Below are 12610 nucleotides of genomic sequence, written 5' to 3' on the forward strand. Positions count from 1 at the left end.
CGGTTCTGCTTCTCGTTTAGACTTCGTTAAGCTGTACACCCAACGCTTTTGCGATACCTTCTCCATAAGCGGCATCCGCCTTGAAGAAATGCTGCAGCTGGCGATCGACCACATCTGCCGACACACCCGCCATGGCACCGGCGATATTGCTGATCAGCAGGGCTTTCTGCTCATCGTTCATCAGGCGGAACAACGCCCCGGCGTGGCTGTAGTAATCGGTATCTTCGCGATGATCGTAACGATCGGCCGCGCCACTGAGGGCCAGCGCCGGTTCCGCATAACGCGGAGCCTGCTTCGGCGCTTCCACGTAGCTGTTGGGCTCGTAGTTCGGTGCCGCGCCACCATTGCTGCCAAACGCCATGGCGCCATCGCGCTGGTAAGTATTGACCGGGCTGCGCGGCGCATTCACCGGCAGTTGCTGGTGATTGGTCCCTACGCGGTAGCGGTGCGCATCAGCATAGGCAAACACACGACCTTGCAGCATGCGATCCGGCGAAAGGCCTACGCCTGGGACCATATTGCTTGGCCCGAACGCCGCTTGCTCGACTTCAGCAAAGTAGTTCAGCGGGTTGCGATTGAGCTCAAGCTCCCCCACTTCGAGCAATGGGAACTCTTTTTGCGACCAGGTCTTGGTCACGTCGAACGGATTCTCGTAATGGGCCGCAGCCTGGGCCTCGGTCATGATCTGGATGCAGACACTCCATTTCGGGAAGTCGCCGCGCTCAATAGCCTCGAACAGGTCACGCTGAGCGTAATCCGGGTCGGTGCCCGCCAGGCGTGCCGCTTCGGCCGGCGCGAGGTTCTTGATCCCCTGTTTAGTCTTGTAGTGCCACTTGACCCAGTGGCGCTCGCCTTGGGCATTGATCAGGCTGTAGGTATGACTACCGAAGCCGTGCATGTGCCGATAGCCATCCGGAATGCCACGGTCCGAAAACAGAATGGTGACCTGGTGCAGCGCCTCAGGCGAGTGCGACCAGAAATCCCACATCGCCTGCGCGCTTTTCAGGTTGCTTTGCGGCAGACGTTTCTGGGTGTGGATGAAATCCGGAAATTTCAGCGGATCACGAATGAAGAACACCGGCGTATTGTTACCCACGATGTCCCAGTTACCTTCTTCGGTATAGAACTTCAGGGCGAAGCCGCGTGGGTCGCGCTCGGTGTCAGCCGAACCCCGCTCACCGCCTACGGTAGAAAAGCGCAGGAAGGTGGGGGTTTGCTTGCCTACCGACTCAAACAGCTTGGCGCTGGTGTACTGGGTAATGTCGCGGGTCACGGTGAAGGTGCCGTAGGCGCCCGACCCTTTGGCGTGCACGCGGCGCTCAGGAATGTTTTCGCGGTTGAAGTGAGCGAGCTTCTCGATCAGGTGAAAGTCGTCGAGCAGCAGCGGGCCCCGGGGGCCGGCGGAACGGGAGTTCTGGTTATCGGCGACAGGAGCGCCGCTGGCGGTCGTAAGCGTTTTGATCTGGCTCATGCTCAATCTTCCTAGGTCGGTCTTCGAACTGCCGGCTAATCGGCTGGAGAGGAGTATTGATCATGTTAGTGACAGTATCCAAATTCATTAAATCATGGGCATCGATAGTTATTATCTAACGCCACTACGTTGCCCATAGCGAAGCCAGTCGAAGCGGTGCTTCACCTTTCATCAGGCAACAAAAAACCGGGCACAAGGCCCGGTTTTTTGTATGTTGCCGTCTTACTCAGCGGATACAGCTTCACCGCTGGTAGCACGATCAACCAACTCGACGTACGCCATAGGCGCGTTGTCGCCAGCGCGGAAACCGCACTTGAGGATGCGCAGGTAGCCACCCTCACGGGTAGCGTAACGCTTGCCCAGGTCGTTGAAGAGCTTACCAACGATAGCTTTCGAACGAGTACGGTCGAAAGCCAGGCGGCGGTTAGCCAGGCTATCTGTCTTGGCCAGAGTGATCAGCGGCTCAGCAACGCGGCGCAGTTCTTTGGCTTTCGGCAGTGTAGTTTTGATCAGCTCGTGCTCGAACAGCGACACCGCCATGTTTTGGAACATGGCCTTGCGGTGCGAGCTGGTGCGGCTCAGGTGACGACCACTTTTACGATGACGCATGGTTCATTCCTTACCAAACACAACGTTCGGTGATTACGACGATCAGGCAGTCGCCTTGTCGTCCTTCTTAAGACTTGCAGGCGGCCAGTTGTCGAGGCGCATGCCGAGGGACAGACCGCGGGAGGCCAGAACGTCCTTGATTTCAGTCAAGGATTTCTTGCCCAGGTTCGGAGTCTTCAACAGCTCTACTTCGGTACGCTGAATCAGGTCGCCGATGTAGTAGATGTTTTCCGCCTTAAGGCAGTTAGCCGAACGTACAGTCAGTTCCAGATCGTCAACCGGGCGAAGCAGGATCGGATCGATCTCGTCTTCCTGCTCGACAACCACTGGCTCACTGTCACCTTTGAGGTCGACGAACGCAGCCAACTGCTGTTGCAGGATGGTTGCAGCGCGGCGAATGGCCTCTTCAGGATCCAGGGTACCGTTGGTTTCCAGATCAATAACCAGCTTGTCCAGGTTGGTACGCTGCTCGACACGGGCGTTTTCCACCACGTAGGCGATACGGCGAACCGGGCTGAACGAAGAGTCAAGCTGCAAGCGACCAATGCTGCGGCTTTCGTCTTCATCGCTCTGACGCGAGTCGGCCGGTTCATAACCACGACCACGAGCTACAGTGAGCTTCATGTTCAGGGCGCCGTTAGACGCCAGGTTAGCGATTACGTGATCGGGGTTAACGATCTCGACATCATGATCCAGCTGAATATCGGCAGCGGTAACCACCCCCGAACCCTTCTTCGACAAGGTCAGCGTAACTTCGTCACGACCGTGCAGCTTGATAGCCAGACCTTTAAGGTTCAACAGGATTTCAATTACGTCTTCCTGTACACCTTCGATGGCGCTGTACTCGTGGAGCACACCGTCAATCTCGGCCTCGACTACTGCACAGCCGGGCATTGAGGACAACAGGATGCGGCGCAGCGCGTTGCCCAGGGTGTGGCCGAAACCACGCTCGAGAGGCTCGAGCGTGATCTTGGCGCGGGTTGGACTGACAACCTGCACATCAATATGGCGGGGTGTCAGGAACTCATTTACCGAAATCTGCATGGATGCACCTATTTTCTAGCCCTTACTTGGAGTAGAGCTCGACAATCAGGCTTTCGTTGATGTCGGCGGACAGATCACTGCGAGCAGGAACGTTCTTGAAAACGCCCGACTTCTTCTCAGTGTCTACTTCTACCCATTCTACGCGGCCACGTTGGGCACACAGATCGAGAGCTTGGACAATGCGAAGTTGGTTCTTTGCTTTCTCGCGAACAGCAACCACGTCACCAGCACGAACCTGGTAGGACGGAACGTTTACGGTGTTGCCGTTAACGCTGATCGACTTGTGCGATACCAGCTGACGGGATTCGGCACGAGTAGAACCGAAGCCCATACGGTATACGACGTTGTCCAGACGGCATTCGAGCAGTTGCAACAGGTTTTCGCCGGTTGCGCCTTTCTTGCCAGCAGCTTCTTTGTAGTAGCCGCTGAATTGACGCTCGAGAACGCCGTAGATACGACGGACCTTCTGCTTTTCACGCAGTTGGGTGCCGTAGTCGGACTGGCGACCGCGGCGTTGGCCGTGGATACCAGGTGCTGCTTCAATGTTGCACTTCGATTCGATCGCGCGCACGCCGCTCTTCAGAAAAAGATCGGTGCCTTCGCGACGAGCGAGTTTGCATTTTGGACCAATGTAACGAGCCATTCTTTACAATCTCCTGGATTACACGCGGCGCTTCTTCGGCGGACGGCACCCGTTGTGCGGGATTGGCGTCACGTCGGTGATGCTGGCGATCTTGTAGCCACAGCCGTTCAAAGCGCGGACTGCGGATTCACGACCTGGACCTGGACCCTTGACGTTGACGTCGAGGTTTTTCAGGCCGTATTCCAGCGCAGCTTGACCAGCACGCTCAGCAGCTACTTGAGCAGCGAACGGGGTGGACTTGCGGGAACCGCGGAAACCCGAACCACCGGAGGTAGCCCAGGAAAGAGCGTTACCTTGACGGTCGGTAATGGTCACGATGGTGTTGTTAAAAGAAGCATGGATGTGGGCGATGCCATCAACCACTGTCTTTTTAACTTTTTTACGAGGACGAGCAGCAGGTTTTGCCATGATTAAATTCCTGTCGATTCGCTGGGGCGATTACTTGCGGATCGGCTTACGCGGACCTTTACGGGTACGCGCGTTGGTCTTGGTACGCTGACCGCGTACTGGCAGACCACGACGATGACGCAGACCGCGATAGCAACCGAGGTCCATCAAGCGCTTGATTTTCATGTTGATTTCGCGACGCAGGTCACCTTCAGTGGTGAACTTCGCCACTTCGCCACGCAGCTGTTCAATTTGCTCGTCGCTCAGATCCTTGATCTTTGCAGCTGGGTTGACCCCAGCGTCTGCACAAATTTTCTGTGCAGTAGTGCGACCAACACCATAGATGTAGGTCAGCGAGATAACAGTATGCTTGTTATCTGGAATGTTGACGCCTGCAATACGGGCCATTCAGTGGGACTCCAATTGACAGCTACCTACGCCCCGGAAGCCAAGAAATAGGGCGCGAGATAATATCGCTGTAATAACAAATAATCAACCCGGCAGCGCACTAGCTGCCGGGCTTAAAGCACAATCACACTCAGCCTTGGCGCTGTTTGTGACGCGGTTCCGCGCTGCAAATTACCCGAACAACACCTTCGCGGCGAATAATCTTGCAGTTACGGCACAGCTTTTTCACCGATGCACGAACTTTCATCACCAACTCCTCGAACCTTATGGACGCTACTCAGCGCAACATGCCGCTGCCGTAGCCCTTCAGGTTGGCTTTCTTCATCAGGGATTCGTACTGGTGCGAAACGAGGTGCGATTGTACTTGGGACATGAAGTCCATCACAACCACGACCACGATCAGCAACGAGGTCCCGCCAAGGTAGAACGGTACGTTTGCCGCCACCACCAGGAACTGGGGCAGGAGGCAGACGGCCGTCATGTAAAGAGCACCGAACATGGTCAAGCGAGTCAGAACGCCATCAATGTAGCGCGCAGACTGCTCACCTGGACGGATGCCCGGAATAAAGGCACCGGACTTCTTCAGGTTTTCCGCTACGTCTTTCGGATTGAACATCAACGCCGTATAGAAGAAGCAGAAGAAAATAATCCCTGCACTAAACAGCAGAATATTCAACGGCTGACCAGGAGCGATCGACTGCGAGATGTCCTGCAACCAGCCCATACCTTCAGACTGACCGAACCAGGCACCCAACGAAGCAGGGAACAGCAGGATGCTGCTCGCGAAAATAGCCGGAATTACGCCGGCCATGTTCACCTTCAACGGCAAGTGGCTGGTCTGCGCAGCAAACACCTTGCGGCCTTGCTGACGCTTGGCGTAGTGAACAGCAATGCGACGCTGACCACGCTCAATGAACACCACGAAACCGATAATCGCTACTGCCAGCAGACCGATGGCAACCAGGGCAAAAATGTTGATATCACCCTGACGCGCAGACTCGAAAGACTGCCCGATCGCTCTCGGAAGACCGGCGACGATACCTGCGAAGATCAACATCGAGATACCGTTGCCAACACCACGCTCAGTAATCTGCTCACCCAGCCACATCATGAACATCGCGCCTGCCACGAAAGTGGTTACCGCAACGAAATGAAAGCTGAAGTCAGCAGTGAACGAAACGCCCTGCCCCGCCAGGCCGATGGACATGCCAATGGCTTGAACGAGAGCGAGGACGACAGTGCCGTAGCGGGTGTACTGGCTGATCTTGCGACGGCCAGCTTCACCTTCCTTCTTCAACTGCTCCAGCTGCGGGCTGACGGCGCTCATCAACTGCATGATGATCGATGCCGAAATGTACGGCATGATCCCCAGTGCAAAGATGCTCATCCGCTCCAGCGCGCCGCCGGAAAACATGTTGAACAAGCTAAGAATGGTCCCCTCATTCTGTCGAAACAGGTCCGCGAGTCGGTCCGGGTTGATACCTGGAACCGGGATGTGTGCGCCTATTCGGTAGACGATAATCGCCAGGAACAGAAAACGCAGACGAGCCCAGAGTTCAGACATACCGCCTTTGCCGAGCGCAGAGAGAGCACCTTGCTTAGCCATTTATTCCTCGAACTTGCCGCCAGCTGCTTCGATAGCCGCACGCGCACCTTTGGTGGCGCCGATTCCCTTTCCGATGGTGACAGCACGAGCAACCTCGCCCGACAGCATGATTTTCACACGCTGAACGTTCTGGTTGATCACGTTGGCATCCTTCAGGGACTGCACGGTGACGACGTCGCCGTCCACTTTGGCCAGCTCGGACAGACGCACTTCAGCGCGGTCCATGGCTTTCAGGGAAACGAAACCGAACTTCGGCAGGCGACGATGCAGCGGCTGTTGACCGCCTTCAAAGCCTGGAGCAATGGTGCCACCGGAGCGGGAGGTCTGACCTTTGTGGCCACGGCCACCGGTCTTGCCCAAACCACTACCGATACCACGGCCCGGACGATGCTTTTCGCGACGGGAACCCGGCGCTGGACTCAGATCATTGAGTTTCATCGATTAACCCTCGACACGCAGCATGTAGTAGGCCTTGTTGATCATCCCGCGATTCTCGGGAGTATCCAGGACTTCTACAGTGTGACCGATGCGACGCAGACCCAGACCCTTAACGCACAGTTTGTGGTTAGGGATGCGGCCGGTCATGCTTTTGATCAGCGTAACTTTTACGGTAGCCATGATCAGAAGATCTCCTTGACGCTTTTGCCACGCTTGGCGGCAATGGATTCAGGAGACTGCATAGCCTTCAGACCCTTGAAAGTGGCGTGAACCACGTTTACTGGGTTTGTCGAGCCGTAGCACTTGGCCAGAACGTTCTGAACGCCAGCAACTTCGAGGACAGCACGCATAGCGCCGCCAGCGATGATACCGGTACCTTCAGAAGCAGGCTGCATGTACACCTTCGAAGCGCCATGGGCAGACTTCATTGCGTACTGCAGGGTGGTGCCGTTCAGATCAACCTGGATCATGTTGCGGCGAGCAGCTTCCATCGCCTTCTGGATCGCAGCAGGCACTTCACGCGACTTGCCACGGCCGAAGCCAACACGGCCTTTACCATCACCTACCACGGTCAACGCGGTGAAGGTGAAGATACGGCCGCCTTTAACGGTTTTGGCTACGCGGTTAACTTGAACCAGCTTCTCGATGTAGCCTTCGTCGCGCTTTTGGTCGTTATTTGACATAACTTAGAACTCCAGCCCAGCTTCACGAGCAGCATCAGCCAGCGCCTTGACGCGGCCGTGGTACTTGAAGCCAGAGCGGTCGAAAGCCACCTGCGAGACGCCAGCGGCTTTAGCACGCGTAGCGACCAGCTGGCCAACCTTAGTGGCCGCGTCGATGTTGCCAGTGGCGCCATCACGCAGTTCTTTATCCAAAGTCGAGGCACTTGCCAGGACCTTGTTGCCGTCGGCCGAAATGACCTGGGCGTAGATGTGCTGCGAAGAGCGGAACACGCAGAGACGCACGACTTCGAGTTCGTGCATTTTCAGGCGTGCTTTGCGAGCGCGACGCAGTCGAGTAACTTTTTTGTCGGTCATTTGCTATGCCCTACTTCTTCTTGGCTTCTTTACGACGGACGACTTCGTCCGCGTAGCGCACACCTTTGCCTTTGTACGGCTCTGGTGGACGGAAGTCGCGGATCTCGGCGGCCACTTGACCTACCAGCTGCTTGTCGATGCCCTTGATCAGGATATCGGTCTGGCTAGGAGTCTCAGCGGTGATGCCTTCCGGCAGTTCGTAATCCACTGGGTGCGAGAAGCCAAGAGCCAGGTTCAGAACCGAGCCTTTTGCTTGCGCTTTGTAACCAACACCGACCAGCTGGAGCTTGCGCTCGAAGCCTTGGCTTACGCCTTGGACCATGTTGTTTACCAACGCACGAGTGGTACCAGCCATTGCGCGAGTCTGTTGATCGCCATTGCGAGCAGCGAAACGCAGCTCACCGGCTTCTTCAACGATCTCAACGGACGAATGGATGTTCAGTTCAAGAGTGCCCTTGGCACCCTTCACCGAAAGCTGTTGGCCTGCGAATTTGACTTCGACACCGGCTGGCAGCTTAACGGGGTTCTTAGCGACGCGAGACATGCTTATCCCCCCTTAGAACACAGTGCAAAGAACTTCGCCGCCGACACCGGCAGCGCGCGCAGCACGATCAGTCATCACACCCTTGTTGGTGGAGACGATAGACACGCCCAGGCCGCCGCGAACTTTCGGCAGATCCTCAACGGACTTGTACTGACGCAGGCCTGGACGGCTAACGCGCTTCACTTCCTCGATGACCGGACGGCCTTCGAAGTATTTCAGCTCGATGGACAGCAGAGGCTTGATTTCGCTGCTGATCTGATAACCCGCGATGTAACCTTCGTCCTTCAGGACTTTTGCTACAGCCACCTTCAACGTGGAAGACGGCATGCTGACGACGGACTTTTCAGCCATCTGGGCATTACGGATTCGAGTTAGCATGTCCGCTAACGGGTCCTGCATACTCATGGGCTAGACGCTCCTAATGCAAAAAAATTAGCCTTGCGGCTACTACTTGTCGCCGAGAAACTCCGGGCATGAAAAACACGGGCTCAGGCGAGCCGGGTATTCTAGACACACCCCAGAAATGAATCAAGCCCCAAAAGGGGCTTGATCCAGATTCAAGGCCACCGGTGGTCAGGATCCTGAGACGCCGAACACCGAGACTTTGACAGTGCTTACCAGCTGGCTTTAACCAGACCTGGAACGTCACCACGCATTGCAGCTTGACGCAGCATGTTACGGCCAAGGCCGAACTTGCGGTACACGCCGTGCGGACGACCAGTCAGGCGGCAGCGGTTACGCATGCGCGAGGCGCTGGCGTCACGTGGCTGCTTCTGCAGGGCTACGGTAGCTTCCCAACGTGCTTCTGGACTTGCGTTCAGATCAACGATGATCGCTTTCAGCGCTGCACGCTTGGTGGCGTACTTGGCAACGGTGAGCTGACGCTTCAGCTCACGGTTCTTCATGCTCTTCTTGGCCATTTTCCTACTCCAATCAGTTGCGGAACGGGAATTTGAAAGCGCGCAGCAGTGCGCGACCTTCGTCATCCGTCCGAGCAGTGGTGGTCAGGGTAATGTCCAGACCGCGGAGAGCGTCGATCTTGTCGTAATCGATTTCCGGGAAAATGATCTGCTCTTTTACGCCCATGCTGTAGTTGCCACGACCATCGAAGGACTTGGCATTCAGGCCGCGGAAGTCGCGAACCCGAGGCAGGGAGATCGACAGCAGACGATCCAGGAACTCGTACATACGCTCACGGCGCAGGGTCACTTTGACGCCGATCGGCCAACCTTCACGGACTTTGAAGCCAGCGATGGATTTCCGAGCGTAAGTCACAACGACTTTCTGACCGGTGATCTTTTCCAGGTCGGCAACAGCGTGCTCGATGACTTTTTTGTCGCCGATCGCTTCGCCCAGACCCATGTTCAGGGTGATTTTGGTAACGCGCGGAACTTCCATCACGTTCGAAAGCTTAAGTTCTTCCTTAAGTTTCGGTGCGATTTCCTTCCGGTAAATCTCTTTTAGTCGTGCCATGGTCTTCTACCTAGCAGTGTTCAAGCATCAACCGCTTTTTGGGTCGACTTGAAGACACGAATTTTCTTACCGTCTTCTACTTTGAAACCAACGCGGTCAGCCTTGTTGGTTTCGCCGTTGAAGATGGCGACGTTGGAAGCGTGCAGTGGCGCTTCTTTCTCGACGATACCGCCCTGTACGCCCGACATCGGGTTAGGCTTGGTATGACGCTTGACCAGGTTCAGACCACCTACAACCAGACGGTTGTCAGCAAGAACCTTCAGCACCTTACCGCGCTTACCTTTGTCTTTGCCGGCGATCACGATGATCTCGTCGTCACGACGAATCTTTTGCATGTCGGATCTCCTTACAGCACTTCTGGGGCGAGCGAGACGATCTTCATGAACTTCTCGGTACGAAGTTCACGGGTCACTGGCCCAAAGATACGGGTGCCGATCGGCTCTTGCTTGGTGTTCAACAGAACAGCAGCGTTGCCATCAAAGCGGATGATGGAGCCGTCAGCACGACGAACGCCATGGCGAGTGCGGACTACGACAGCAGTCATCACTTGGCCTTTCTTCACCTTACCGCGAGGAATTGCTTCCTTGACGGTAACTTTGATGATGTCACCGATACCAGCGTAACGACGATGGGAGCCACCCAGCACCTTGATGCACATAACGCGGCGAGCGCCGCTGTTATCGGCCACATCGAGCATGGATTGAGTCTGAATCATATAATTTCTCCGACCCCTAGCCCTTAGACTTCCACAGCGCGTTCGAGAACATCAACCAGCGCCCAAGACTTGGTCTTGGCCATCGGACGAGTTTCACGAATAGTGACCTTGTCGCCGATGTGGCACTGATTGGTTTCGTCGTGCGCGTGCAGCTTAGTCGAACGCTTAACGTATTTACCGTAGATCGGGTGCTTCACGCGACGCTCGATCAGAACGGTGATGGTTTTGTCCATCTTGTCGCTGACAACACGGCCAGTCAGCGTACGGACAGTTTTTTCGGCTTCAGCCATGATCACTTACCTGCCTGCTGGTTGAGCACAGTTTTCACGCGAGCGATGTCACGCTTAACTTGCGAGAGCAGATGAGACTGCCCCAACTGGCCAGTTGCTTTCTGCATACGCAGATTGAACTGGTCGCGCAGCAGGCCGAGCAGTTGCTCGTTCAGCTGCTGTGCGGATTTTTCACGAAGTTCATTCGCTTTCATCACATCACCGTCCGTTTAACAAAGGAGGTGGCGAGCGGCAGCTTTGCAGCAGCCAGGGCGAAAGCCTCACGCGCCAGCTCTTCAGAAACACCCTCGATTTCATACAGGACTTTGCCTGGCTGAATCTGGGCAACCCAGTATTCCACGTTACCCTTACCTTTACCCATCCGAACTTCGAGTGGCTTCTTGGTGACAGGCTTGTCCGGGAACACACGGATCCAGATCTTGCCGCCACGTTTTACGTGACGGGTCAGAGCACGACGCGCTGACTCGATCTGACGAGCGGTGAGACGACCACGAGCAACAGACTTCAGCGCGAACTCGCCGAAGCTGACTTTGCTACCGCGCAATGCCAGACCACGGTTGTGACCGGTCATTTGCTTGCGGAACTTCGTACGCTTTGGTTGCAACATTTGGCGTACCCCTTACTTAGCAGCTTTTTTACGAGGCGCTGGTGCTTGTGGCTTCAGTTCTTCTTGGCGACCACCGATTACTTCGCCTTTGAAGATCCAAACCTTTACACCGATCACACCGTAGGTGGTGTGAGCTTCGTAGTTGGCATAGTCGATGTCGGCACGCAGGGTGTGCAGTGGCACACGACCTTCGCGATACCATTCAGTACGTGCGATTTCAGCACCGCCGAGACGACCGCTCACTTGGATTTTGATGCCTTTGGCACCAATGCGCATGGCGTTCTGTACAGCGCGCTTCATAGCGCGACGGAACATGACGCGACGCTCCAGCTGCTGAGCTACGCTCTGCGCAACCAGCATACCGTCGAGCTCCGGCTTGCGGATCTCTTCGATATTGATGTGCACAGGCACACCCATTTGCTTGGTCAGGTCCTGACGCAGTTTCTCAACATCTTCACCTTTCTTCCCGATAACGATACCTGGGCGAGCGGTGTGGATGGTGATACGTGCAGTCTGAGCCGGACGATGGATATCGATACGGCTTACGGACGCGCTTTTTAGTTTGTCTTGGAGATACTCACGCACCTTCAGATCAGCGAACAAGTAGTCCGCATAAGTCCGACCGTCTGCGTACCAGACGGAGGTGTGCTCCTTGACGATTCCCAGGCGAATGCCAATGGGATGTACTTTCTGACCCATCTCTTCGACTCCGTTACTTGTCAGCAACCTTGACAGTGATATGGCAAGACCGCTTGACGATGCGATCAGCACGGCCTTTGGCACGTGGCATGATGCGCTTCAGCGAACGCCCTTCGTTGACGAAAACGGTGCTGACCTTCAGGTCATCAACGTCTGCGCCTTCGTTATGCTCGGCGTTGGCTACGGCCGACTCCAGCACTTTTTTCATGATCTCGGCGGCTTTCTTACTGCTGAAAGCCAACAGGTTGAGCGCTTCGCCCACCTTCTTCCCGCGGATCTGGTCGGCGACCAAGCGGGCTTTCTGGGCGGAGATTCGAGCGCCCGACAACTTAGCGGCTACTTCCATTTCCTTACCCCTTAACGCTTGGCTTTCTTGTCAGCCACGTGCCCACGGTATGTGCGGGTACCGGCGAACTCGCCCAGTTTGTGGCCGACCATGTCTTCGTTCACGAGAACTGGGACGTGCTGGCGACCGTTGTGTACAGCGATGGTCAGACCGACCATTTGTGGCAGGATCATCGAGCGACGCGACCAGGTCTTAACTGGTTTGCGATCGTTCTTTTCCGCCGCCACTTCGATCTTCTTCAGTAGGTGAAGATCAATAAAAGGACCTTTTTTCAGAGAACGTGGCACTGTCGT

At 55.7% G+C, this 12610-nt stretch carries 24 protein-coding genes; all 24 read right to left on the reverse strand.

What is annotated here, in order from left to right; translation table 11 throughout:
- Positions 1-16 precede the first annotated feature (16 nt).
- The 24 genes from V5F23_RS24980 to rpsS all read right to left on the reverse strand — a co-directional run bounded on the left by V5F23_RS24980 (position 17) and on the right by rpsS (position 12604).
- Positions 17-1471, reverse strand: a complete 1455-nt coding sequence (locus V5F23_RS24980) for a catalase (RefSeq protein WP_042729626.1) — start codon at positions 1469-1471, stop codon at positions 17-19.
- A gap of 222 nt (positions 1472-1693) precedes the next feature.
- On the reverse strand, positions 1694-2080 hold the full coding sequence (rplQ, locus tag V5F23_RS24985) for a 50S ribosomal protein L17 (RefSeq protein ID WP_003186009.1): 387 nt from the start codon (positions 2078-2080) through the stop codon (positions 1694-1696).
- Between the two features lie 42 nt (positions 2081-2122).
- Complete coding sequence (gene rpoA, locus V5F23_RS24990; protein ID WP_003186012.1) at positions 2123-3124, reverse strand: DNA-directed RNA polymerase subunit alpha; 1002 nt, start codon at positions 3122-3124, stop codon at positions 2123-2125.
- 22 nt (positions 3125-3146) lie between these two features.
- Positions 3147-3767 (reverse strand): 30S ribosomal protein S4, encoded by a 621-nt coding sequence (gene rpsD / locus V5F23_RS24995; RefSeq protein ID WP_042729625.1) that lies wholly within the window; start codon positions 3765-3767, stop codon positions 3147-3149.
- Positions 3768-3785: 18 nt separating this feature from the next.
- The gene (gene rpsK / locus V5F23_RS25000) at positions 3786-4175 is read right to left on the reverse strand and encodes a 30S ribosomal protein S11 (protein WP_002555466.1); all 390 of its coding nucleotides are present in this window, start codon (positions 4173-4175) and stop codon (positions 3786-3788) included.
- 30 nt (positions 4176-4205) lie between these two features.
- Complete coding sequence (gene rpsM, locus V5F23_RS25005) at positions 4206-4562, reverse strand: 30S ribosomal protein S13 (protein WP_042729624.1); 357 nt, start codon at positions 4560-4562, stop codon at positions 4206-4208.
- Positions 4563-4692: 130 nt separating this feature from the next.
- The gene (rpmJ, locus tag V5F23_RS25010; protein WP_002555468.1) at positions 4693-4809 is read right to left on the reverse strand and encodes a 50S ribosomal protein L36; all 117 of its coding nucleotides are present in this window, start codon (positions 4807-4809) and stop codon (positions 4693-4695) included.
- A gap of 30 nt (positions 4810-4839) precedes the next feature.
- Entirely contained in the window at positions 4840-6168 is a 1329-nt protein-coding gene (gene secY, locus V5F23_RS25015) for a preprotein translocase subunit SecY (protein WP_003186029.1), read from the reverse strand.
- Complete coding sequence (rplO, locus tag V5F23_RS25020) at positions 6169-6606, reverse strand: 50S ribosomal protein L15 (protein WP_042729623.1); 438 nt, start codon at positions 6604-6606, stop codon at positions 6169-6171.
- Between the two features lie 3 nt (positions 6607-6609).
- Entirely contained in the window at positions 6610-6786 is a 177-nt protein-coding gene (rpmD, locus tag V5F23_RS25025) for a 50S ribosomal protein L30 (RefSeq protein WP_003186033.1), read from the reverse strand.
- A 2-nt stretch (positions 6787-6788) separates the two neighbouring features.
- Positions 6789-7289 carry a 30S ribosomal protein S5 gene (gene rpsE / locus V5F23_RS25030; RefSeq protein ID WP_003186035.1) on the reverse strand — a complete coding sequence of 167 codons (501 nt, stop codon included), beginning with the start codon at positions 7287-7289 and terminating at the stop codon, positions 6789-6791.
- 3 nt (positions 7290-7292) lie between these two features.
- Positions 7293-7643 (reverse strand): 50S ribosomal protein L18, encoded by a 351-nt coding sequence (gene rplR, locus V5F23_RS25035; protein WP_003186037.1) that lies wholly within the window; start codon positions 7641-7643, stop codon positions 7293-7295.
- Positions 7644-7653: 10 nt separating this feature from the next.
- Complete coding sequence (gene rplF / locus V5F23_RS25040) at positions 7654-8187, reverse strand: 50S ribosomal protein L6 (protein WP_024077677.1); 534 nt, start codon at positions 8185-8187, stop codon at positions 7654-7656.
- Positions 8188-8199: 12 nt separating this feature from the next.
- Positions 8200-8592 (reverse strand): 30S ribosomal protein S8, encoded by a 393-nt coding sequence (gene rpsH, locus V5F23_RS25045; protein WP_017848802.1) that lies wholly within the window; start codon positions 8590-8592, stop codon positions 8200-8202.
- Positions 8593-8801: 209 nt separating this feature from the next.
- The gene (gene rpsN, locus V5F23_RS25050) at positions 8802-9107 is read right to left on the reverse strand and encodes a 30S ribosomal protein S14 (RefSeq protein WP_003186042.1); all 306 of its coding nucleotides are present in this window, start codon (positions 9105-9107) and stop codon (positions 8802-8804) included.
- Positions 9108-9120: 13 nt separating this feature from the next.
- Positions 9121-9660 carry a 50S ribosomal protein L5 gene (gene rplE, locus V5F23_RS25055; RefSeq protein WP_003186044.1) on the reverse strand — a complete coding sequence of 180 codons (540 nt, stop codon included), beginning with the start codon at positions 9658-9660 and terminating at the stop codon, positions 9121-9123.
- Positions 9661-9680: 20 nt separating this feature from the next.
- Positions 9681-9995 (reverse strand): 50S ribosomal protein L24, encoded by a 315-nt coding sequence (gene rplX / locus V5F23_RS25060; protein ID WP_003186046.1) that lies wholly within the window; start codon positions 9993-9995, stop codon positions 9681-9683.
- An 11-nt stretch (positions 9996-10006) separates the two neighbouring features.
- Positions 10007-10375 (reverse strand): 50S ribosomal protein L14, encoded by a 369-nt coding sequence (gene rplN / locus V5F23_RS25065; RefSeq protein ID WP_008089810.1) that lies wholly within the window; start codon positions 10373-10375, stop codon positions 10007-10009.
- Positions 10376-10398: 23 nt separating this feature from the next.
- Positions 10399-10665 carry a 30S ribosomal protein S17 gene (rpsQ, locus tag V5F23_RS25070; RefSeq protein ID WP_003194644.1) on the reverse strand — a complete coding sequence of 89 codons (267 nt, stop codon included), beginning with the start codon at positions 10663-10665 and terminating at the stop codon, positions 10399-10401.
- A 2-nt stretch (positions 10666-10667) separates the two neighbouring features.
- The gene (rpmC, locus tag V5F23_RS25075; RefSeq protein WP_002555481.1) at positions 10668-10859 is read right to left on the reverse strand and encodes a 50S ribosomal protein L29; all 192 of its coding nucleotides are present in this window, start codon (positions 10857-10859) and stop codon (positions 10668-10670) included.
- Positions 10859-11272, reverse strand: coding sequence for a 50S ribosomal protein L16 (gene rplP / locus V5F23_RS25080; protein ID WP_003186052.1), 414 nt, complete (start codon positions 11270-11272; stop codon positions 10859-10861). The genes rpmC and rplP overlap by 1 nt, the downstream gene beginning before the upstream one ends.
- 12 nt (positions 11273-11284) lie before the next feature.
- Entirely contained in the window at positions 11285-11971 is a 687-nt protein-coding gene (gene rpsC / locus V5F23_RS25085; protein WP_003176422.1) for a 30S ribosomal protein S3, read from the reverse strand.
- A gap of 13 nt (positions 11972-11984) precedes the next feature.
- On the reverse strand, positions 11985-12317 hold the full coding sequence (rplV, locus tag V5F23_RS25090; protein ID WP_003103908.1) for a 50S ribosomal protein L22: 333 nt from the start codon (positions 12315-12317) through the stop codon (positions 11985-11987).
- Positions 12318-12328: 11 nt separating this feature from the next.
- The gene (gene rpsS / locus V5F23_RS25095; protein WP_002555486.1) at positions 12329-12604 is read right to left on the reverse strand and encodes a 30S ribosomal protein S19; all 276 of its coding nucleotides are present in this window, start codon (positions 12602-12604) and stop codon (positions 12329-12331) included.
- Positions 12605-12610: the final 6 nt, after the last annotated feature.

Source organism: Pseudomonas sp. WP18, assembly GCF_036689585.1.
GTDB lineage: Bacteria > Pseudomonadota > Gammaproteobacteria > Pseudomonadales > Pseudomonadaceae > Aquipseudomonas > Aquipseudomonas chlororaphis_E.

Coding starts and splice junctions, on each gene's coding strand:
- rplE (WP_003186044.1), bottom strand. CDS start 9,660: ATGGCACGACTAAAAGAGATTTACCGGAAGGAAATCGCACCGAAACTT.
- rpsM (WP_042729624.1), bottom strand. CDS start 4,562: ATGGCCCGTATTGCAGGCGTCAACATTCCAGATAACAAGCATACTGTT.
- rplO (WP_042729623.1), bottom strand. CDS start 6,606: ATGAAACTCAATGATCTGAGTCCAGCGCCGGGTTCCCGTCGCGAAAAG.
- rplX (WP_003186046.1), bottom strand. CDS start 9,995: ATGCAAAAGATTCGTCGTGACGACGAGATCATCGTGATCGCCGGCAAA.
- rpsC (WP_003176422.1), bottom strand. CDS start 11,971: ATGGGTCAGAAAGTACATCCCATTGGCATTCGCCTGGGAATCGTCAAG.
- rplP (WP_003186052.1), bottom strand. CDS start 11,272: ATGTTGCAACCAAAGCGTACGAAGTTCCGCAAGCAAATGACCGGTCAC.
- rplR (WP_003186037.1), bottom strand. CDS start 7,643: ATGACCGACAAAAAAGTTACTCGACTGCGTCGCGCTCGCAAAGCACGC.
- secY (WP_003186029.1), bottom strand. CDS start 6,168: ATGGCTAAGCAAGGTGCTCTCTCTGCGCTCGGCAAAGGCGGTATGTCT.
- rplN (WP_008089810.1), bottom strand. CDS start 10,375: ATGATTCAGACTCAATCCATGCTCGATGTGGCCGATAACAGCGGCGCT.
- V5F23_RS24980 (WP_042729626.1), bottom strand. CDS start 1,471: ATGAGCCAGATCAAAACGCTTACGACCGCCAGCGGCGCTCCTGTCGCC.
- rpsK (WP_002555466.1), bottom strand. CDS start 4,175: ATGGCAAAACCTGCTGCTCGTCCTCGTAAAAAAGTTAAAAAGACAGTG.
- rpmJ (WP_002555468.1), bottom strand. CDS start 4,809: ATGAAAGTTCGTGCATCGGTGAAAAAGCTGTGCCGTAACTGCAAGATT.
- rplQ (WP_003186009.1), bottom strand. CDS start 2,080: ATGCGTCATCGTAAAAGTGGTCGTCACCTGAGCCGCACCAGCTCGCAC.
- rplF (WP_024077677.1), bottom strand. CDS start 8,187: ATGTCTCGCGTCGCTAAGAACCCCGTTAAGCTGCCAGCCGGTGTCGAA.
- rpsH (WP_017848802.1), bottom strand. CDS start 8,592: ATGAGTATGCAGGACCCGTTAGCGGACATGCTAACTCGAATCCGTAAT.
- rpsE (WP_003186035.1), bottom strand. CDS start 7,289: ATGTCAAATAACGACCAAAAGCGCGACGAAGGCTACATCGAGAAGCTG.
- rpmD (WP_003186033.1), bottom strand. CDS start 6,786: ATGGCTACCGTAAAAGTTACGCTGATCAAAAGCATGACCGGCCGCATC.
- rpmC (WP_002555481.1), bottom strand. CDS start 10,859: ATGAAAGCGAATGAACTTCGTGAAAAATCCGCACAGCAGCTGAACGAG.
- rpsN (WP_003186042.1), bottom strand. CDS start 9,107: ATGGCCAAGAAGAGCATGAAGAACCGTGAGCTGAAGCGTCAGCTCACC.
- rpoA (WP_003186012.1), bottom strand. CDS start 3,124: ATGCAGATTTCGGTAAATGAGTTCCTGACACCCCGCCATATTGATGTG.
- rpsD (WP_042729625.1), bottom strand. CDS start 3,767: ATGGCTCGTTACATTGGTCCAAAATGCAAACTCGCTCGTCGCGAAGGC.
- rpsQ (WP_003194644.1), bottom strand. CDS start 10,665: ATGGCTGAAGCCGAAAAAACTGTCCGTACGCTGACTGGCCGTGTTGTC.
- rplV (WP_003103908.1), bottom strand. CDS start 12,317: ATGGAAGTAGCCGCTAAGTTGTCGGGCGCTCGAATCTCCGCCCAGAAA.